Here is a 19,276-nt window from a genome sequence, read left to right as displayed (position 1 = left end):
CTAGGATGTGGAGATGGGAAAATCAAAACGGGTAAATTCAGTTCTTTGTGAGGTTTCACGCCAGACTGATAAAAAATCTGCATGTTGCGGCTGGGTATGCAGGTATTGAATCGTACTCTGCACCAGATGCTGATAATCAGGCAACATCAACTGGCCTTTTAGCAACAGCCAGCGAATATAGACTAACCAGGTATTGAGCACATCACCTTCGCAATAGCTGGTGAGTGCGTTCCATTGCTGGTTACGTACATATTCAGGTACATGATAGCCACCATCACCACGCTTGCCTGGATAACCCAATAAATGAGCAACATCATCCAGTTTCTGAAAATGACGGGCATGAAACATGGCCATGACATCCATCAAATCGACGTGACGCTGATGGTAACGATTCTGGTAGTTATTATAACGCTTTTGCGTATCAATTTCGCCCTGATCGAACAGACTTGGCGCAGATAAGCCATGATACATGGCCCGATAAAGAATAACCGGCAGGTCAAATTGTGAGCCATTCCAACTGACTAGCGTCGGATGACGCTTGTCAAAAATGGATAAGAATTTTTTTAAAATCTCTGCTTCGCTGTACTGTTCACGGCTGAAAGAAAACAGGCGCATGCCCTGTTCATCCATCCATAAACCGGAAATACAGACAATCTCATGCAGTGGCAGACGCTGAAAGTCCGAGCCTGATTCCTGACGGCGTAATTTGGTCAGGGCCTGATCCAGATCAGCCTCGGGCAGATCCAGAGCAAACAGATGCGCGCCTGATTTAAGATCGGTTTGGGTTTCAATATCGAAAGTTAAAACAGGCAGGCGCATAAAAGATTTCTCAAAAATTATTCAGGGTCTTGTACAGAGAACAAGCCTGTAGACAAGTAACGGTCACCACGGTCACAGATAATACATACAATCACTGCATCTGGATTTTCTTCTGCAAGCTTGATGGATGCCCAAACTGCACCGCCAGAAGATGTACCGGCACTGATACCTTCTTTTTGTGCCAGTTTACGCATAGTACGTTCCGCTTCAATCTGTGGAATATCGATAATATGGTCGATACGACTACGATCGAAAATCGTTGGCAAATATTCTTCTGGCCAGCGACGGATACCGGCAATGCTAGAACCATCAGATGGTTGTAGGCCCACAATCTGAATATCCGGATTCATTTCTTTCAGATATTTAGATACCCCCATGATCGTACCTGTAGTACCCATTGAGCTGACAAAGTGCGTAATCTTGCCGCCAGTTTGCTGCCAGATTTCAGGACCTGTGGTCAGGTAATGTGCTTCGACATTGTCTGGGTTACCAAATTGGTTTAACACCAAACCTTTACCATCAGCCTGCATTTGCAAGGCCAGGTCACGCGCACTTTCCATACCCTGCTCTTTGGTCACTTCAATCAGTTCAGCGCCATAAGCACGCATTGCGTCCTTACGTTCCTGACTCATGTTATTCGGCATAATCAGCTGCATTTTGTAACCGCGCATGGCCGCAACCATCGCCAATGCAATCCCTGTATTTCCGCTGGTCGCCTCAATCAAGGTATCACCCGGTTTGATCTGTCCGCGCTTTTCCGCCTGCATGATCATGTTATACGCTGGACGGTCCTTGACCGAGCCTGCCGGATTATTTCCTTCGAGTTTTGCGAGTACTGTGGCTTGAGTGTGACTAGCCAGACGCTGCAAACGCACCAGTGGCGTTTTGCCTACATAATGGTCCAGTAAAAATTCGTCTGCTTGAAAATCAGGGGTGGTATTACTCATTATTTGCACCTATATCGAGGTGCGGCTATTGTATGAAAAAATGCATTTCCCTGCACCCATTTATAGCAGTGCTTTTGCATAAAACTGTATAAATCACGATCGGCATGGCCAATTCGTCCTGTTTTAGCTTGATAAAACTCCTTAATCATGACAGTGACTTAGCTCACATCTGCCCCTGAAAAGGTTTGCTCAAACACCCATAATGACTGTTCAGCATAATGGTTTTTATTTTCTGCCTTAATCTGAAGCTTTAGAAAAAGAATGCTGAAATTTTAACAGTAGATTTAAAGCATGCTAATATGCAGAGCATAAGGAAAATACTGCTTGAATCATGTCAAATATCAACAAAAAGCTGTTTAAACGCCTACACTTAAATCATGCTTATGGACAGCTGATTGCACTGATTTTTGTACCCATTACTATTCTGGCCTGTGTCGGCGCTGCTCTGGTAATCTCGGAAACTTCCAATGCCGCTCGTGCCCAGCAAAAGCAGATGGCCATTGCGATTCTGACCCGTTTTCAGGCCACTTCTGAATATGCACTGGACATTTTGAGCCTGTACCCATGGCAATATGAGCAGGCTCATGCCGCCATGCAGAATATGCTGAATGAAAAGCATCTGGTTCGTGCGGCTATTCTGGATGAAAATGGCAAAAGTAAACTCGGCATTGGTTTTCAGGAACAGGCGCCTTGGCCTGACTTTAAAAAAGATGGCAATTTTGTTGGCCCGATATTAGATAAAAACAATCATATTTATGCAGTCAAGGTAAATGAAAATGGCATGAATGCAGGCTGGCTGGCGATCGAACTGGACAATCAGCCCTTAGAAATTGCCCGCTACCGGGTCTTGATCGTTTTGATTGCGACCGGCTTATTGACCTTATTGCTCTTGTTGTTATGTCTGAATTTCTATTCACGTCGCTGGATTGCACCGATGTATGAAATTCGCATGCAGCTACAACGCCTGAATGCCGATACCCTAGATCAGCATATGGTAATTAACAGTACCGGTGAACTACGCTTATTACAACGTGATATTGCCAATGTGGTGAAACGTCTGCATTTCAGCTTTCTGGAATTGCGTGAGCATACCGAACAGACCGAAGACGATTTGCGCCGTACCCTGGATACTTTAGAAGTTCAAAATATTACTTATCGTCAGGCACGTGACCAAGCTATTTCGGCCAACCAGGCCAAGTCGGTATTTCTGGCCAATATTTCTCATGAATTACGCACACCCTTAAACAGTATTGATGGTTTTATTCACCTGCTGCTGCGTCAAGGCAATCTTAGCAATGAGCAAAGCCTGTATTTACAGACCATCCGCAAATCTTCTGCACATCTGCTGGCCCTGATCAATGATGTACTGGATTTCTCCAAGATTGATGCTGGCAAACTGGAACTGGAAACTGCACCTTTTGATCTGGAAGAAGCTATCTTTGATGTGATGGACATGCTCTCGCCACTGGCTGCACAGAAGCATATCGATATGGCATTCTATTTTGCAGACAATGTACCGAAACATGTGATTGGTGATGTACTACGCTTTAAGCAGATTCTGACCAACCTGATTTCTAATGCGATCAAGTTTACTCCAGACGGCGAAATCATTGTTCGGGCACGCATAGAGCACGATGATATTGGGCAATGTCTGCTGCATTTCAGTGTTCAGGACAGCGGCATTGGCCTGAGCGGAACTGACCGTAAAAAACTGTTTGAATCCTTCTCGCAAGGCGATACCTCGGTCACCCGCCAATTCGGCGGTACAGGTTTAGGCCTGGCCATTTCCAAACAACTGGTCCACCTGATGCATGGTCAAATCGGATTTGAAGATAATCAGGAACGTGCTCCAACAGAAAAAGGCTCAACCTTCTGGTTTACCGCCCAATTCCCGGTGGATGAAGATATTATCCATGAGCACCCGGATTTCAGTGATCTGACGGTTGTGTCTTATCTCGCCCATCCGGCAACAGCGAATGTATTAAGACATTATCTGGAAAATTATCACGTTAAACATATTGAATCGACATCCATTCTGGATCTGTTTAGCCGTCTGAACCATTTACAAAATATCGAGAATACCTGGCTGATTGTTGACCATAGTGGTGATAGCCAAGCCTTACTGACAGAAATTCGTTCTCGCTATCAGGGACATCTGGCTGTGTATGGTTATCAAATGCAGCTTGATCCGAACATGCTGAATGATCATCGTGCCCGTGCTCTGCATCAGCCACTCAGTCGTAGTGCCCTGATTCAGCTACTCGGCAATCAACCCGTCTTTGATCAGGAACAGCATGAAGACTTTAATGGTCAGGGACTGCATATCCTTGCCGTTGATGACCATCTGCCGAACCTGATTGTTCTGGAAGCCTTGTTGGCCGAACTGAATGTCACTACGACCAAAGCCATTAGCGGACAGGAAGCGATTGATATCATTCAGAGCCGTTATGAACAGGGCCTGCCATCTTTTGATCTGGTGTTTATGGATATCCAGATGCCAGTGATGTCCGGTATCGATACCACCCGTGCAATCCGTTCACTGGAATCAACTTTCGAAAATCATCAACGTTTACCGATTATTGCTCTGACAGCACATGCCCTTTCCGACGAGAAGCAAAAACTGTTGCAAAATGGTATGGATGATTATGTCACCAAGCCAATTCAGATTGATCAGATCGTGCAGATCCTGACGCAGTGGACGACTGAAAGTTTTAAAAAGATTCCAGTGCTGGAACGTGCCAATGTCATTGATGCGCTGGATCCGAATATTCTGGATTGGCAACAAAGCTTGCAACTGGCAGCCAATAAAGAAGATCTGGCAGTCGATCTGCTTAGCATGCTGGTCGACAGTTTTGAAAAAGAGCTGGATGAAATTGAGCAATTAATTGAGCTGGAAGATTTTCCGCAGCTGGAACATGTTTTGCACCGTCTCTATGGGGCAACCCGTTATGTCGGCACACCGACTCTGCAAAAAGTTACCGGAAGTTTTGAGCAGTTTGTCTCGACCTTGCGTAAGGAACGCCGTAAGGCCGATGACAGTTTTGTTCAGGAAGTACTGAAATATCTGGATGAACTGAAAGCAGTGATTGAGCAGGTAGAACAGGCAGCTCAGCAAATTTTAAACAAGCATAGTGGTTAAAAAATTGCTGTTTTACTTACTCATATCTGTATGACTGCACTGTCATGCAAGCACAGATTGCTCATGCTATGCTCGCTTACAGAAAAATTAAGGATGAATACCATGTCACTTGTACGCTTTGAAAAAAATAATGGAATTGCCACGGTTACTCTCAGCCGTCCAGATAAACGTAATGCCATGAGCTTTGCCCTGCTGCGTGAACTGGTGCAGATTGCGAACCGGATTAAAAAAGACAAGTCGGTGCGGTGTGTCATTTTAACCGGTGAAGCGCAGGTCTTTAGTGCCGGCATTGACTTGGCCGATTTAAATAATCCTAAAAATCGGGCCTATGCGGCCTGGGAACTGATTCGTCCTGGACAGAGCTTATTTCAGAAAGCTTTTCTGGTCTGGCAGGAACTGCCTGTACCCGTCATTGCAGCCATTGAAGGTTTCTGCTTTGGTGCAGGTATGCAACTTGCGTTGGCCGCGGATATCCGAATCGCCCATCCTGCGACCAAAATGTCAATTATGGAAACTCGTTGGGGTCTAGTACCAGATATGGGGCTAACGCGTTCTCTCAAAGGTCTGATCGGGATTGATTTGGCCAAAGAGCTGACTTTAACCGCACGTATTTTTGAAGGTGCCTGTGCCAAAGAAATTGGTCTGATCACCCATGTCGATGAGCAGCCATTAGCAAAAGCACAGGCTTTGGCTGAAGAAATGTTACAACGCTCTCCAGATGCCTTGATGGCCTCTAAATTTGTGCTGGATGCGATGGAACACAAACCCAACAAGTCACTGCGTATGGAAAAAATCTGGCAGCTTAAACTGTTACTCGGCAAAAACAGCCAACTGGCACGTAAAAAGGATAAAGATCCGGACGTGCAGTTTGTGCCACGTCAATATCGATAATTATGGCTGAAGCAAAATCAAAAGATGAGAGATAAAATGCAATTCGATCGTGATAGCAAAATTGCCTTTTTAGGTATGGGACTCATGGGCAGTCGTATGGCAACCCGCTTGCTGAAAGCTGGTTTCCGAGTTGCAGTCTGGAACCGCACGGCCAGTGCCTGCGATCCTTTGCTTGCACTGGGAGCCACTCCGCTATCTCTAGATCAAATTGCAAATTATCCGGTTATTCTGACTTGTCTGGCAGATGATGCTGCGGTGCAATCGGTCTTTAAGCAGATTCAACCAGATCTGGTGGCTGGACAGGTTATTGTCGATTTTTCCAGTCTTTCTGTACATCAAACCAAAACTCTAGCTGAACGGGCCCAAGCTAAACAAGCCATCTGGATTGACTCTCCTGTGTCTGGCGGTACAGCCGGTGCAGAACAAGGCACGCTAGTGATCTTCGCTGGTGGTGATGCAGAAACTATTACCGCACTTGATCCAATTTATAAGGTGCTTTCACAACGTGTCACTCGCATGGGTGATACTGGAACCGGTCAGGCGACTAAAATCTGTAATCAGCTGATTGTGGCAGCGAATAGCACCCTGATAGCTGAGGCAGTGGCTTTGGCTGATCGTGCCGGTGTGGATACTGCCCTGCTTGCACCAGCATTAGCCGGTGGTTTTGCTGACTCCAAGCCTTTTCAAATTCTAGCCCCACGTATGGCCAGCCAGACGTTTGAACCCGTGCAATGGAAAGTGCAGACATTGTCTAAAGACCTGAGCAATGCTGTGCAACTGGCAGCTACTTTATCTTTGGATATTCCTGTGGCCAGCCAAGCCCTGTCTCAACTCAAAACCCATCAGCAAGACGGATTTGCTGAAGCCGATCTAGCCACTGTTATCAAGCACGTAGACCGCTAATATTACATTTCAATATTCTGCCTTGAGCAAGGAAAAGCCCATGACCAAACTCGCCGTTAACCTCTCCATGATTTTTACGGAAGTACCGCTGTTAGAACGTTTTGCCTTGGCTCATGCGCACGGTTTTAAGCATGTGGAAATCCAGTTCCCCTATGAACTGAGTATTGAGCAGATTCAGCAGCAGCTTCAGTTGCATGATCTGGATATCTGCCTGATTAATGTGCCTGCTGGTGATCTGATGCTAGGTGGACACGGTCTGGCCGGTATCCCTGGACAGGAAATCGAGTTTCGTCATGCCGTAGAGCAAGCCATTCAATATGCGACTGCTCTGAATGTGCCGAGTGTCAATATTCTGGCTGGCAAACAGCCACTGGATTGTGACCTGCTTCCTTGCCTGAACACCTTGGCGACTAATCTGAAAATTGCCTGCTCCATGCTCTCTGATTATCAGATTCAGCCGGTCTTTGAAATGATCAATGGTCAGGATATGCCACGTTTCCTGATTCAGAATGTAGCTCAAGCTCAGGAGATGCTAGAAGCTGTCAATCATCCTGCCTTAAAAATGCAATATGACTGTTATCATATGGCCATGATGGGTGAAGATGTACTTGAAGCCTTAAAAGAAAATATTGCAGAGATTGGTCATATCCAGTTTGCAGACTGCCCGGGGCGTCATCAACCAAATACGGCTTCCATTCCATATTATGAAATTTTTCAATGGTTAGAGAATAGCCAATACAATGGTTATGTCGCAGCCGAATATAAACCTCTGGGAACTTCGGGAGAGTCCTTTGGCTGGAAAGAACAGTTCTTCCCAGAGTATGACTAAAGCGACGGAAGGTACATTTGAAATTTTGGGCTAAAACCGCTATATTAGATCATGCATAATTGTTAGGAAATTATACTCCCTATGAATTTAGAACCATCGCCCAGCGCTTCTAATTCTCACGATCACACTATGAATTCTCATGCACAAGCAGTAAACGCATGCTTGAAAGTTGTACATGCAGCCCTTGAAGATGTAAAGGCTAAAGAAGTTGTTCAGCTTGATGTTGCTAGCATCAGTAACGTGGCAGATGCCATGGTGATTGCAAGCGGTACATCAACCCGTCATATCAAATCACTTGCAGATAATGTTGCTGAAGAAGCACGTAAAGCAGGTTTCCGTCCGCTTGGTATCGAAGGCGAACGTGATGCAGAATGGATCCTGATTGATCTAGGTTTTGTTGTAGTGCACTGCATGCTGCCTACAGCGCGTAAATTCTATGACCTAGAAAGCCTATGGCGCAATCCTGCAGATTCTGTAGCATAAATATCGAATATTCAAAAAAAGCGACCTATGTAGGTCGCTTTTTTTATATTGTTTAACTTGAATCCAACAGGAAATTTATGGAGTAGCAACTTTAATGAATTCGCTTTTTTGAGGTTTTAATCAGTCAGTCTAATTTTTAAACGTTTTGTTGCAATTTTATCCAGACCAATTTTCTAAAAATAAAACACCGTAGCTAATTTTATTTTGTAATTCTTTCCGGTTCAGCTTTCATATAAGAGGGAGAATTTATCTATAATTTAAATGGAAAAAATCCCCCTTTTAAAAGGGGGATTTTAGATGATCCAGTGAATGGAAAGTCTTAGTGACCTGTACCATTAATCGCTTTGGTCATATCTTCCACAACTTTCTTCGCATCACCGAAAATCATCATGGTCTTGTCGTTATAGAACAGGTCATTGTCCAGACCTGCATAACCAGTCGCCATAGAACGCTTGATGACCATAATGGTACGCGCCTTGTGAGCTTCCAGAATTGGCATGCCGTAGATCGGTGAGTTCGGATCATCTTTTGCAGCCGGGTTTACCACGTCGTTTGCACCAATGACCAGTACTACGTCAGTTGCCGGGAAGTCCGAGTTAATCTCGTCCATTTCCAGAATGTCTTCATAAGGAACATCAGCTTCTGCAAGCAATACGTTCATATGACCTGGCATACGACCAGCAACCGGATGAATCGCAAAACGTACAGTCACGCCCTGCTCTTTCAGCAAGTTTGCCAGCTCTTTGACTGCGTTTTGTGCACGGCCTTGTGCCATACCATAACCCGGTACAATTACAACGCTGTCTGCATTTGACATTAAGAAGCCAGCATCATCTGCAGAACCTGAACGGTAATTACGTTGCACTTGTGCACCCGCAGCTGCTGTCGGCGCAGCTGCACCCCCCATTGCACCACCAAACAATACGTTGATGATTGAACGGTTCATCGCTTTACACATGATGTAAGACAGAATCGCACCTGAAGAACCAACCAGCGAACCTGCAACGATCAGCATGTTGTTTTCGAGTGTGAAACCAATCCCTGCTGCTGCCCAGCCTGAGAATGAGTTCAATAGCGAAACCACAACCGGCATATCGCCACCGCCTACTGGTGCAATCCATACCCAGCCAAATGCCAGTGCAAGACCAGTCATTGCCCAGAAAGATGTCATGCTACCTGTCAGGAAGAAGTGAATCCCTGCTGCCAGCATTGCGACAAAGATCAATGCCTGAACCGGTTTTACCCAGCCACCTGAAATGGTTTTTGCCCATTTCTTAGCGGCCAGCTTACCGTATGCAAATACAGAAGCAGTAAAGGTAATCGCCCCCACAAAACAGCCCACAAACAGTTCAAACAGGTGAACCTTGCTCATTTCATGGAAAGTCACACCATTTGCAGCTAACAAGTCCGGTCCTAATTCAACCAGCTTGTTGTTATGGATAATTGCTGCAACTGCAATCAGTACCGCAGCCAGACCCACCAATGAGTGCATGAGTGCTACTGTTTCTGGCATCTGGGTCATTGGTACAGTACGTGCACGCGCAATACCCACCACTGCACCCGCAGCCATGGCTGCAAGAATCATCCAGACTACTGGATTTTCAGCAACAAAGAATGTGGTCACTACAGCAATCGCCATTGCGATCATACCGTAACGGTTACCTGCAATTGCAGTTTTAGGGCCAGACAAACCACGTAGCGTTAAGATAAAAAGAACGGCGCCAATCAGGTAGAACCAATCCGCATACTCTCGAATAAATTCCATGTATTAACCCTCTTTTTTCTTTTGCTTAGGTTTGAACATTTCCAGCATACGTGCAGTCACGGCAAAGCCACCGAAAATATTAATGCTCGCCAGAAATACTGCGATTGCCCCCAGTACACTCACCACGTTAATGGTCTGGAAATCCACACTGCCTTCAACGCCCACCATTGGCAAGCCAACAGTTTGAATCATTGCGCCCACGATAATAATCGAAGACAAGGCATTGGTCACCGCCATCAATGGCGTATGTAGTGCTGGTGTTACCCCCCAAACCACGTAGTAACCCACGAAGATGGCCAGGACGAAAATCGTAATTGTTTCAACCATGAGTCTGCTCCTTAACCACGTTTTAACAGCACTTGGCCGCCGTGAGTGACAAGTAGGGCTTTTTGAATTTCATCTTCCTGATTCAGGACAAAGTTCTTGTCTGCATCAAAAAGTGTTTCAACAAAGTTATAGACGTTACGTGCATAAAGCGCTGACGCTTCAGTCGATACCGTTGATGGAATATTTGGCACACCGAGAATCTTCACACCATTTTCAGTCACAACAGTTTCACCGCACTTAGAACCTTCCACGTTACCGCCTGATTCCACTGCCATATCCAGAATCACTGAGCCTGGCTTCATCTTGGCTACGGTTTCAGCGCGGATTAAGCGTGGTGCATCACGACCTGGTAACAATGCAGTGGTAATCACGATATCAGCATTCGATACCGCTTTATCGACAATCGCTGCCTGGTCTTTGATGTACTGTTCACCTGGCATCCAGCCATAACCGTTTTTAGCTGCTTCATCAGCACGTGCCTGCTCTTCAGGAGACATCGGTACGTCTAGCCATTTACCACCCAAAGACTCAACCTGATCTTTGGCAGTCGGACGAAGGTCAGTTGCTTCTACGACTGCACCCAGGCGTTTCGCTGTTGCAATTGCTTGAAGGCCTGCTACCCCGACACCCATGATCACGACACGAGCCGGTTTTACCGTACCTGCCGCTGTCATCAGCATCGGGAACATGCGCTGATATTCAGCAGCAGCTAAAAGCACTGATTTATAACCTGCAAGGTTCGCTTGCGAAGACAATACGTCCATGTTTTGCGCACGTGACAAAGTACGTGGCAAAAGCTCAAGAGCAAATGCAGACACATTCTGTGCCGCGAACTGGTCAAGCTCGGTATTGCGGTATGGGTCAAACATCGCTACAACCGTGGTGTTGGCTGACAGCTTTTGAATTTCCTCACCTTTCGGTGCACGAACTTTCAAAACTATCTGGCTACCGGTGTAGGCATCATCCGTAATTTTGGCACCAACTTGCTCATAGGCACTGTCGATGTAGGCAGCTTTAACACCTGCTCCACGCTCGATCACCACACTATGACCAGCGCTGATCAATTTCTTTACTGTCTCAGGCGTCGCAGCGACGCGATTTTCACCGATGACAGTTTCGGCTGGAATTCCAATCTGCATGAGCGTCCCTCAAGCTAATTTTTTCTTAAGTAAACACCGTGATTTACGGTGCTTCCCCTCAGGATGTGTTTTTGTTGAATTTTTGGATTCTAATTAAACTTCTAGAAATTACTACCTATTATTTATTTAATAAATACCCATATTTTGAACTGATGATTCATAAAAATGATGCTGTCATATACCATTTATTAGTTCAGCCTGATTATTTTGATTTGCTGAATTTATAAACGATATTCATTCTCTTGAACGATGACTATTTTCCTGGTTATTTTTTATTAGATTACTTTTTGTTTTATTTTGTTACATTGATCATTCTGACAGATATTTCATTTTTTCTACTCAGCAAATCTTTATTTCAAATGAACTGATAAAGCCTAAATTAAGACACTTTTCTAGGGCAGTTTTCTGTTTTTGACCTTTTTGACAAATTTAATCTACTTTGGAATATTCATTTTTAAGACCTAAAAATACCGTTTTCCTATAACTTTTTCATTTTTCACTCATAAAAAATATGAATTGATGATGAAAAAATTGATTTGGGATTCACTTATTCGACTTATTCAGCTCAAGTCTTAAGACTTGCCTGAAATAGATGAAAAAAATATTCTGCAACATTTATTATATTAATACTCAGTCCACTGTCAGATTTACAAATTCTTCATTTTGCACCAATTTTGGGCAATCACTGATTCAGATTGATCTCTGTCACTTGGTTTTAAATAAGATGACTTAATACAAAGCGCTTCCAAGTCCATTTTCTCAAGTGAAAAAGTTAAATTTCTAGCGAATTTTCATCTCTTCTCAATTCAGAAACGTACTTTTTTTTGGCATTTCTCTTCTATGAGTTCGAGCACTTTGCACTATTTTTCTACTTTTATCCTGACGGGTTTTCGCCTATAGTGCCTGCAACTTATGCATCATCTTTGATGTGCTTTATAAAAATTCTCCCTGAGCTTAAGGTACTTGCCATGACTCCTCCTCTCGATATCAGTCAAAATAAATCCCTGTTATGGCTGATGGCGATCGCATGTGGTTTATGTGCAGGTGCAAACTATTATTGCCAACCGCTCATCTCCTCAATTCAGCAATATTACCAGGTACAAGAATCCCAAGTGGCGCTGACCGTGACCTTTGCGCAGGTGTCTTATGCCTTGGGCCTGCTGTTTATTGTGCCTTTGGGAGACATGCTGAATAAGTCCAGACTCATTCCTTTTTTGATGTTTGGTGCCGCATTAGGCTTGCTGATCTGTGCCACAGCAGTCAACCTGCCGATGCTCTGGGTGGGAACTATCATTGCCGGGCTATTTTCTGTTGCTGCCCAGATTCTGATTCCATTAGCTACGATGGCTGTCCGACCTGAAAAAACCGGAGAAGTGGTCGGTTTTCTTATGAGTGGCTTATTAGTCGGTATCTTATTGTCGACCAGTATTGCCGGACTTCTTTCAGACCTGTTTCACTGGAAAACCATTTATGCGCTCAGCAGTATGGCACTGCTGGTTTTGGGCTTTTACTTAAAAGGACAATTGCCTAGCATGCCGCGTATGCGTATCAGCTATGCAGCAATTTTTAAATCCATGGGTATGCTACTGCGTGAGGAACCGCGACTGGGCTTACGCTCCCTGATTGGTGCATGTGCATTTGCAGCCATGAGCATGCTGTTTTCAACCATTGCCCTGCTGCTGACCCAGAAACCTTTTCATCTTTCTGATGTGATGGTGGGCCTAGTAACACTAGTTGGTGTTTTTGGTGCGCTGTCGACTCAGGTTATTGGCAAATGGGCGGATCGTGGCTATATCAAGATCCTGACCTGGATTGGCTGTTCAATTTTGGCAGGAAGCTGGCTATTTTTATATTTTGGTGGCGTGTCTCTGCTCAGTTATATTCTAGGCTATGCCCTGATTAACTTAGGCCTGGCGATTACTCATAGCTGTAATCAGAACGTGATTTTCCGCTTGCGCCCGGATGCCAAATCACGCCTGAACTCTATTTACATGACGCTGTATTTTATTGGTGGTGCCTGTGGTTCTGCCTTGGGGGTTTATGCCTGGCATCATGGTGGCTGGAGCATGACCTGTCTGTTTGGACTTGGCTTGGCACTATGCGCCACCCTGTTTGCACTAATTGATCAATGGCAGCAGCATCGAGCAAAAGCTTAAACAAATTTAGCTGACTTGTACGACTGGGTAATAAGGTTTACCCGAATCCCAAGTCGCTGCATTTTCCAAAAGGATGCAGATAAAAGTGGATAGTAACCCGGCCAAAACCCGGCAACTGTCTTGAAGTTGCTTGACGTTAAACGAGCTCTGATAAGTCACACCGCCCTGCATAAGCTGATAATGCAAGGTGGAAAGACGGTTAAAAATCACCAATAAGATTTCACTTAAATTCCGTTCCTGTACAGCCTTTTGTATTTTTTGTTTTTGCTGATTTAATGCTTCGCGACAGCTTTCCAGACTGATTTTATGATGACGATAATCCCAGAAACCTTGATCGGTATAAGCGCTATCCAGCAGTGCAGAAATTGGCTGGCTGTATTTTTCCCAGACAATATGCTGAAGTTTTCGTTCCACATCTTTTTGACAGAGGGTTTCCAGAAATTGATGCAGACTTTGTTGATCCTGACGAATCTCTGTCTCTTGTGCATAGATCGAATTAAAACTGATCCACAGGCTAATAAACTTAAACTCTAGTTCCTCATCCAGCTCTAATGCTTTTTTAAACCAGCTAAGTCCCCGTTGAATCCGTAAATTAAAATAGTCTGAATGCTGAGGTTTTTTGCTTTTATAAATCTCCTCCAACATGAGCATCGTTATTCTCCTTATTTATTTCGTTTTCTTTATCTTAATCTTAAATATCTCAAAATATAGCATTGCAGAATGACTGGGAGTTTATTTTTTCAATTCCCACAATTTCTCTTGTTAAATAGCTTTATTGGAATGACAGTTATAGATCCTCATGCAGTTCAGCCTTTGGTCATGCAAATTTTATGCTAGTATTACGCCCTCTTTTTGCAGTACTGCTTTTTTGAGCAGATTTCCAGCAATTCCTGCTCATTCTTGTACTGCTATTTCTCTTCCATTTCATTTAAGGCGTGATTTTGAATGACTGATCTCAGCACCATTGAAAACAAACTTCAACCTCGCATCAGTGTTGCGCCGATGATGGACTGGACCACCAAAGATTATCGTTTCTTTGCGCGCCTGTTTAATCCAAATGTCATTTTATATACCGAAATGGTGACGACAGGTGCCATCATTCATGGCGATGCTAAACGCCATCTGGACTTCAATAAAGAAGAATATCCGATTGTGTTACAGCTCGGCGGTTCCAATCCTCAAGATCTGGCAACTTGTACTAAAATGGCTCAGGACTGGGGTTACAATGAAGTTAACCTGAATGTCGGCTGTCCGAGTGACCGGGTACAAAATAATAAAATCGGTGCCTGCCTGATGGCCGAACCTGATCTAGTCGCGGAATGTATTGATGCAATGCGTAATGCCGTTGATATTCCGGTGAGTGTGAAACACCGCATTGGTATTGATGACATGCATTCTTATGAAGAAATGCTGCATTTTGTGGATACGGTCGCCAAAACCGGTTGCGATAATTTCATCGTGCACGCGCGAATTGCTTTACTCCAAGGTCTTTCACCTAAAGAAAACCGTGAAATCCCGCCACTGCGCTATGAAGATGTTTACCGCCTGAAGCAGGACCGTCCGGAACTGACCATTGAAATAAATGGCGGGATTAAAACCTACGCAGACACGCTTGAACATCTCAAGCATGTTGATGGCGTGATGATTGGCCGCGAAGCCTATCACAACCCGTACCTGTTAGCTGAGCTGGGGCAACTATGGAATCTCGAAGCACCGGACCGTTTTGAGATCATGCAACAGATGCTGCCTTATATTGCCCAACGTATGGCTGAAGGTGCCCCCTTGTCGATTATTACCCGTCATATTTTAGGTTTATTCCAAAACTTGCCAGGTGCACGCAAATGGCGTCAGGCTTTAAGTGGTGGCAATGCCAAAACGCTAAAAGATGTAGAAACAGCATTATCGAATATTCAGGAAGCCATGCAGCGCACTGAAGATTATCTGCGTGAACATCAAGTTCAGCCTTAAAATCAAAAAGCACCGAGATCCGGTGCTTTTTGATGACCTAAAATAAAAATTAGTGGGTATAGGCCGTAATATTTCCGACCGGAATCGGTTCTTCATCATAGGAAGCCGCTTGCAGGACAGGTTCTGTAACTGGGCGGACATCTGGCCCTAACTCAATGCTGGTAGGTTCATTCACAGGTTCCAGATCATCGAGTGATGAAGCTAGCTGTTCCAGTTCACGATCCAGTTGCTGACGATATTTCTCAATCTCGATTTCATCGATAAAGGCAAAAGCATCATCTTCAATGGCCCAGCTATAACCACCATTCACCTTTGAAATTTTGACATTAATGGGATATTCATTGCCCTGATAATTCAGATGTGAAACTGCTTCAAACTCATTGCCTTTGCGATGGCGGATTTTTACATTTACCACAGTCAGACGATAATGCTGATAATTGGGATTGGCATTAAATTCTTGCTGCATTTGCCCTTGAATATTTTTGGCCAGTTCATCAATCGATACAAAATAGCTGCATCCAGCCAGACAGGCGATCATCAATATCATTATGATTTTTTTCATCCCGCCCCCTTGTGTTCTCTCACTGCTTTACAGATGTGTAAAACTTTTCATCTTTGGATTATTCTGTGATCCATTTTACACTTTTTTTAAATAAATGAATGAATAAATCCTTAGTCTATAAAGTCGTTTTTATTTTTACGTCATACCGATTTTTTTTAACTTAATACTAAAAAACTGGTAATAAAAAGCCCTAAACCAGTCAGGGCTTTAACCGTCATTTAAAACTTAAAAATCATCTTCTGCAGCAGGATCATGGTGCAAGGCATCATGGATCGCTTCAACCAACTGCTGGGCAATTTCCTGTTTAGAGGCCTTGTCCAGATCACGCTTATCCAGATGATAGTGTTCGGCAAAGAATACCGTCATGGCATTTTCATCGGATGCAAAGCCAATATCCGCACGCGAAACATCATTGCAGGCAATCATATCCAGTTTTTTAGCCACCAGTTTGCCCGCTGCATATTCTTCAATATTTCGGGTTTCTGCAGCAAAGCCCACCATAAATGGACGTTTTTCCTGCTCTGCAATAGTCGCCACAATATCCGGATTCTTTATTAAAGCAACATTCAGCTCATCGCCTGCTTTTTTGATCTTATGCTCAGCTATCTGTGCGACACGATAATCAGCTACTGCAGCGGTCGCAATGAAGATGTCACAACCCTGCTCCAGCATTTGCATGCTTTCATTCAGCATTTGTACTGCAGAAGAAACATTTTTACGTTTGACGCCATTAGGTGTATCTAGGCTTACTGGACCAGCGATCAGGGTCACATTCGCTCCAGCTGCATAACAGGCTGCTGCCAATGCAAAACCCATTTTCCCGGTACTATGGTTGGAAATATAACGTACCGGATCAATCGCTTCACGGGTCGGACCAGCTGTAATCGTGACTTGCTTGCCCGCCAGCATGCCAAATTTTTCTGCAATCGCGCGCTGTGCCTTATGAAAATACTCAGTGACCTGACGTGCCAGATCTTCCGGTTCCGGCATACGTCCCAAGCCTACATCACCACAGGCTTGCGAACCGGCATTCGGCATAATCACATGTACGCCATCTTCAATCAAAGTCGCCAGATTACGCTGTGTCGCTTTGGCAGCCCACATCTGCTGGTTCATCGCTGGTGCTACCCAGACCGGTGCATTGGTAGCCAGATACAAAGTGCTGAGCAAATCATCTGCAAGACCTGCAGCAAATTTTGCCAGCGTGTCGCAACTGGCTGGCGCTACCAACAACAGATCAGCCCAACGTGCCAGCTCGATATGCCCCATGCCCGCTTCTGCTTCAGGATCCAGCAACTCGGTATGTACCGGATTGCCTGACAAAGCTTGAAAGGTCAAAGGAGTAATGAAAGCCTGTGCGCCTTGAGTCATGACAACCCGCACATTAAACCCGGCATCTTTCAGACGGCGAACCAGAATGGCACTTTTATAGGCAGCAATACCACCAGTGACTGCTAAAATGATATTTTTATGAGGAATTACACTTAGATCAAAGCTCACGAACAGCTTACCTTTCTGTTGCAGTGGGGCTCACAATAGCATTAAATAATTGCATTCCCAAGAGATCAGCTTCAGGGAAAACTCATAATTCATAATAAATAAGTCTAATAACTATGCGATTTTCAATCAAAAACTGGCCTGAACTGGAACGGCCGCGGGAACGTTTAATTCAATTTGGGGCAGAAAGTTTATCTGATGCGGAACTGCTGGCCATTTTTCTCCGATCAGGTTCACAACAGCATTCAGCCGTAGAATTAGCCCGACTACTGATTCAACATTTTGGCCATTTAACTGCTTTACTCGATGCACCCTTACAGGAAGTCAGTCAGTTTCATGGTATGGGTATCAGCAAATATACCCAACTGATGGCGGTTAAAGAATTAGGACGGTGTTATATTGCCGAGCATCTTAAACAGGATGCCTTAGAACTAAGTAATTCAAAAAGACTGCGGGATTATTTACGTTTCGAATTATTGGGTGAAAATCAGGAAGTGTTCGCGGTCCTGTGTCTGGACGCCAGTTTAAGGAAAATTGCATTTAAAAAGCTGTTTTATGGCTCTGTGAATGCATGTGATATTTCAATTAATCAGTTGCTCAGATATGCCATTACCCAACAGGCAACTTCAATTGTGATTGCGCATAATCACCCCTTGGGCCAAGCCACTCCTTCTAAGGCTGACCTGTATCTGACCCGCCAGATTCAACAGGCATGTCGACTGGTCGATATCCGTTTAATTGATCATTGTATTATTGCTCTGGAAGGCAGTTTTTCCTTTGCTGAGCAGCAACTCATCAAACCTGAAACCTAAGGGGGAATAGCACTTGACAAAGCAGCTGCAACTCAAGAAGATCATGAAAAAAATTGTGATGATTCCAATAAATGATCGTACGTGACCAGCAGAACGTTTTTAAATTATTATTTTCCTGGCGAGGAACGATTTTACCTAAGGTTTTACCTCCTTTAGGCGTGGTCATGCTGATTTCAGCCATTATTGGTGGTTTTTCACGTGTAGGTTATTTTCATTTTCCAGAACTCCCTCTCGTCGGCTTTACCCTCATTGGCGTAGTGCTGTCTATCTTTCTCGGATTTAAAAACACTGCCTGTTACGACCGCTGGTGGGAAGCACGTAAACTCTGGGGTATTCTGATTGCCAATGCACGTCATTTTGACCGTGACTGCCGGATGTTGTCCCAAGGTCGTCGTGAACGTGTGATTCAGCATGTCATCGTTTTCGCAAATGTCCTGCGTGACCGTTTACGCCATCAGACAGCCAATCCGACTGAGCTGGTGGAAACCAGTGGGATGAGCCAGCAGGCGATTACCCAGCTTTATCAACAGGCCAATGCCCCGCAATATACTTTAAGTCTGATCCAATGGGAGCTGATGCAGGCTCTCAAAGAAGGTGAAATCTCTGACATCATTTATATGCAGATGAATAATCATGTCGCAGAACTCAGTATTGTGCAGACGGGTTGTGACCGGATTGCGACGACTCCTTTACCTTTTGCTTATTCAGTTCTGTTGAATCGTACTGTTTATTTCTTCTGTTTTATTCTGCCGTTTAGCCTTGGTGCAACCTTAGGTTTATTCACCCCTTTTCTGGTCGGCATTCTCGCTTATACCTTCCTAGGACTGGATGCTTTAAGCTCAGAAATTGAAGAGCCTTTTGGTACACAAAGCAATGACTTACCACTTGATTCTATGGTTCGCACTATTGAAATTGAACTCTTGGGAACTTTAGGTAAACCGACACCACCACCGATTCAGGCTCGAGATAATAATTTGCTTTAATAGGTTACCTCTCTTATTCAAAGAAAGAATTCCTTCACGTTGGAATGGGTAGCAGT

The 19,276-nt window shown here is 44.4% G+C and carries 17 protein-coding genes; 9 read left to right on the top strand and 8 right to left on the bottom strand.

What is annotated here, in order from left to right; all coding sequences use genetic code 11:
* Both C3F22_RS01450 and cysM read right to left on the bottom strand, forming a co-directional pair.
* A complete protein-coding gene (locus C3F22_RS01450; RefSeq protein ID WP_104425741.1) occupies positions 1-819 on the bottom strand; it encodes a 3'-5' exonuclease in 819 nt (272 codons plus the stop codon).
* Positions 820-836: 17 nt separating this feature from the next.
* The gene (gene cysM / locus C3F22_RS01445; RefSeq protein WP_104425740.1) at positions 837-1,766 is read right to left on the bottom strand and encodes a cysteine synthase CysM; all 930 of its coding nucleotides are present in this window, start codon (positions 1,764-1,766) and stop codon (positions 837-839) included.
* Between the two features lie 331 nt (positions 1,767-2,097).
* Between cysM and C3F22_RS01440 the strand changes: the two genes are divergently transcribed.
* The 5 genes from C3F22_RS01440 (at position 2,098) to rsfS (ending at position 8,011) form a co-directional block, all read left to right on the top strand.
* A complete protein-coding gene (locus tag C3F22_RS01440) occupies positions 2,098-4,905 on the top strand; it encodes an ATP-binding protein (protein ID WP_104425739.1) in 2,808 nt (935 codons plus the stop codon).
* Positions 4,906-5,007: 102 nt separating this feature from the next.
* Positions 5,008-5,796 carry a crotonase/enoyl-CoA hydratase family protein gene (locus C3F22_RS01435; protein ID WP_104425738.1) on the top strand — a complete coding sequence of 263 codons (789 nt, stop codon included), beginning with the start codon at positions 5,008-5,010 and terminating at the stop codon, positions 5,794-5,796.
* 36 nt (positions 5,797-5,832) lie between these two features.
* Positions 5,833-6,699 carry an NAD(P)-dependent oxidoreductase gene (locus C3F22_RS01430; protein ID WP_104425737.1) on the top strand — a complete coding sequence of 289 codons (867 nt, stop codon included), beginning with the start codon at positions 5,833-5,835 and terminating at the stop codon, positions 6,697-6,699.
* A gap of 40 nt (positions 6,700-6,739) precedes the next feature.
* Positions 6,740-7,528, top strand: a complete 789-nt coding sequence (locus C3F22_RS01425) for a hydroxypyruvate isomerase family protein (protein WP_104425736.1) — start codon at positions 6,740-6,742, stop codon at positions 7,526-7,528.
* Positions 7,529-7,609: 81 nt separating this feature from the next.
* Positions 7,610-8,011 carry a ribosome silencing factor gene (gene rsfS, locus C3F22_RS01420; protein WP_004783634.1) on the top strand — a complete coding sequence of 134 codons (402 nt, stop codon included), beginning with the start codon at positions 7,610-7,612 and terminating at the stop codon, positions 8,009-8,011.
* Between the two features lie 319 nt (positions 8,012-8,330).
* Here the strand turns inward: rsfS and C3F22_RS01415 are convergent, their stop codons facing one another.
* From C3F22_RS01415 to C3F22_RS01405, 3 genes are read right to left on the bottom strand one after another with little or no spacing between them, the layout of a single operon-like run.
* Positions 8,331-9,776 (bottom strand): NAD(P)(+) transhydrogenase (Re/Si-specific) subunit beta, encoded by a 1,446-nt coding sequence (locus C3F22_RS01415; RefSeq protein ID WP_005233873.1) that lies wholly within the window; start codon positions 9,774-9,776, stop codon positions 8,331-8,333.
* 3 nt (positions 9,777-9,779) lie between these two features.
* The gene (locus C3F22_RS01410) at positions 9,780-10,103 is read right to left on the bottom strand and encodes a proton-translocating transhydrogenase family protein (protein WP_004783638.1); all 324 of its coding nucleotides are present in this window, start codon (positions 10,101-10,103) and stop codon (positions 9,780-9,782) included.
* A gap of 11 nt (positions 10,104-10,114) precedes the next feature.
* Complete coding sequence (locus tag C3F22_RS01405) at positions 10,115-11,242, bottom strand: Re/Si-specific NAD(P)(+) transhydrogenase subunit alpha (RefSeq protein WP_104425735.1); 1,128 nt, start codon at positions 11,240-11,242, stop codon at positions 10,115-10,117.
* 968 nt (positions 11,243-12,210) lie between these two features.
* Here C3F22_RS01405 and C3F22_RS01395 point away from each other — a divergent pair.
* Positions 12,211-13,398, top strand: coding sequence for an MFS transporter (locus C3F22_RS01395; protein ID WP_104425734.1), 1,188 nt, complete (start codon positions 12,211-12,213; stop codon positions 13,396-13,398).
* Positions 13,399-13,404: 6 nt separating this feature from the next.
* On the opposite strand, the gene C3F22_RS01390 is transcribed toward C3F22_RS01395, so the two are convergent.
* Positions 13,405-14,049 carry a HEPN domain-containing protein gene (locus C3F22_RS01390; protein WP_104425733.1) on the bottom strand — a complete coding sequence of 215 codons (645 nt, stop codon included), beginning with the start codon at positions 14,047-14,049 and terminating at the stop codon, positions 13,405-13,407.
* Between the two features lie 294 nt (positions 14,050-14,343).
* On the opposite strand from C3F22_RS01390, the gene dusA reads away from it, so the two are divergent.
* Positions 14,344-15,366 (top strand): tRNA dihydrouridine(20/20a) synthase DusA, encoded by a 1,023-nt coding sequence (gene dusA / locus C3F22_RS01385; RefSeq protein ID WP_104425732.1) that lies wholly within the window; start codon positions 14,344-14,346, stop codon positions 15,364-15,366.
* Between the two features lie 49 nt (positions 15,367-15,415).
* Here dusA and C3F22_RS01380 read toward each other — a convergent pair whose 3' ends face one another.
* Positions 15,416-15,928, bottom strand: coding sequence for a hypothetical protein (locus tag C3F22_RS01380; RefSeq protein ID WP_104425731.1), 513 nt, complete (start codon positions 15,926-15,928; stop codon positions 15,416-15,418).
* Positions 15,929-16,153: 225 nt separating this feature from the next.
* Positions 16,154-17,428, bottom strand: a complete 1,275-nt coding sequence (gene coaBC, locus C3F22_RS01375) for a bifunctional phosphopantothenoylcysteine decarboxylase/phosphopantothenate--cysteine ligase CoaBC (protein ID WP_104425730.1) — start codon at positions 17,426-17,428, stop codon at positions 16,154-16,156.
* Positions 17,429-17,541: 113 nt separating this feature from the next.
* Between coaBC and radC the strand changes: the two genes are divergently transcribed.
* Positions 17,542-18,237: a RadC family protein gene (gene radC, locus C3F22_RS01370; protein WP_104425729.1), complete on the top strand. Its 696-nt coding sequence runs from the start codon at positions 17,542-17,544 to the stop codon at positions 18,235-18,237.
* Positions 18,238-18,308: 71 nt separating this feature from the next.
* Positions 18,309-19,220: a bestrophin family protein gene (locus C3F22_RS01365; protein ID WP_104425728.1), complete on the top strand. Its 912-nt coding sequence runs from the start codon at positions 18,309-18,311 to the stop codon at positions 19,218-19,220.
* Positions 19,221-19,276 lie beyond the last annotated feature (56 nt).

The sequence above is a fragment of the Acinetobacter sp. ACNIH1 genome, assembly GCF_002934695.1.
Classification (GTDB): domain Bacteria; phylum Pseudomonadota; class Gammaproteobacteria; order Pseudomonadales; family Moraxellaceae; genus Acinetobacter; species Acinetobacter variabilis.
This window is presented reverse-complemented; position numbering and strand designations above follow the sequence as displayed.

Excerpts from the sequence above, each read along its gene's own strand:
- C3F22_RS01405 (WP_104425735.1), bottom strand. The coding sequence starts at position 11,242 with ATGCAGATTGGAATTCCAGCCGAAACTGTCATCGGTGAAAATCGCGTC.
- C3F22_RS01440 (WP_104425739.1), top strand. The coding sequence starts at position 2,098 with ATGTCAAATATCAACAAAAAGCTGTTTAAACGCCTACACTTAAATCAT.
- C3F22_RS01430 (WP_104425737.1), top strand. The coding sequence starts at position 5,833 with ATGCAATTCGATCGTGATAGCAAAATTGCCTTTTTAGGTATGGGACTC.
- C3F22_RS01365 (WP_104425728.1), top strand. The coding sequence starts at position 18,309 with ATGATCGTACGTGACCAGCAGAACGTTTTTAAATTATTATTTTCCTGG.
- C3F22_RS01435 (WP_104425738.1), top strand. The coding sequence starts at position 5,008 with ATGTCACTTGTACGCTTTGAAAAAAATAATGGAATTGCCACGGTTACT.
- C3F22_RS01380 (WP_104425731.1), bottom strand. The coding sequence starts at position 15,928 with ATGAAAAAAATCATAATGATATTGATGATCGCCTGTCTGGCTGGATGC.
- C3F22_RS01425 (WP_104425736.1), top strand. The coding sequence starts at position 6,740 with ATGACCAAACTCGCCGTTAACCTCTCCATGATTTTTACGGAAGTACCG.
- dusA (WP_104425732.1), top strand. The coding sequence starts at position 14,344 with ATGACTGATCTCAGCACCATTGAAAACAAACTTCAACCTCGCATCAGT.
- radC (WP_104425729.1), top strand. The coding sequence starts at position 17,542 with ATGCGATTTTCAATCAAAAACTGGCCTGAACTGGAACGGCCGCGGGAA.
- C3F22_RS01390 (WP_104425733.1), bottom strand. The coding sequence starts at position 14,049 with ATGCTCATGTTGGAGGAGATTTATAAAAGCAAAAAACCTCAGCATTCA.
- cysM (WP_104425740.1), bottom strand. The coding sequence starts at position 1,766 with ATGAGTAATACCACCCCTGATTTTCAAGCAGACGAATTTTTACTGGAC.
- C3F22_RS01410 (WP_004783638.1), bottom strand. The coding sequence starts at position 10,103 with ATGGTTGAAACAATTACGATTTTCGTCCTGGCCATCTTCGTGGGTTAC.
- C3F22_RS01450 (WP_104425741.1), bottom strand. The coding sequence starts at position 819 with ATGCGCCTGCCTGTTTTAACTTTCGATATTGAAACCCAAACCGATCTT.
- C3F22_RS01415 (WP_005233873.1), bottom strand. The coding sequence starts at position 9,776 with ATGGAATTTATTCGAGAGTATGCGGATTGGTTCTACCTGATTGGCGCC.
- C3F22_RS01395 (WP_104425734.1), top strand. The coding sequence starts at position 12,211 with ATGACTCCTCCTCTCGATATCAGTCAAAATAAATCCCTGTTATGGCTG.
- rsfS (WP_004783634.1), top strand. The coding sequence starts at position 7,610 with ATGAATTTAGAACCATCGCCCAGCGCTTCTAATTCTCACGATCACACT.